Genomic DNA, 415 nt, shown 5'->3' on the forward strand with positions numbered 1-415 from the left:
CACAACGCGCCAGTGTTTTTGGGGCGGCGGCAGGCGGCGTGTACATGGCAGAATATACTGTCATAGTAAATTATTAAAGTTTGCCAGCTGTATAACGTCGTAATACATGTGGTCAGTATCGATATGTTTGTATCGCTTTGATGCAATGCAGAGGTGCTTAATTGTCCGGCATGCTGACATATGCTATCGATAAACCGGGCAGAGATTAATGGTAATGCAGGGCGTTTGCTTCATTATTTTCTTCCCGGTTTGCGACTCGCCGAATTCCAAAAGATGAATCAGCATGTTTCCGCAACTGCGTAACGTTGCTCAAACAGGATATGTCGGTATTCGTTGCACTCAGCCAATGGGAATTTGTTGGCTGCCCCTTGTGTAAAGAGTTGTGTTGTTCAGCTGCTTTACTGCGTTCACGGGT

General features: G+C 46.0%; 1 protein-coding gene. It reads right to left on the minus strand.

All coding sequences use genetic code 11. The annotated features are described in order from the left end of the window. Nucleotides 1-205 precede the first annotated feature (205 nt). Nucleotides 206-415, minus strand: a 210-nt coding sequence (locus KDM89_RS20020; RefSeq protein ID WP_212689633.1) for a hypothetical protein, incomplete at its 5' end; no start/stop codon positions are given.

It is taken from the genome of Cognatundibacterium luofuense (genome assembly GCF_018139685.1).
GTDB classification, from domain to species: domain Bacteria; phylum Pseudomonadota; class Gammaproteobacteria; order Burkholderiales; family Burkholderiaceae_D; genus Undibacterium; species Undibacterium luofuense.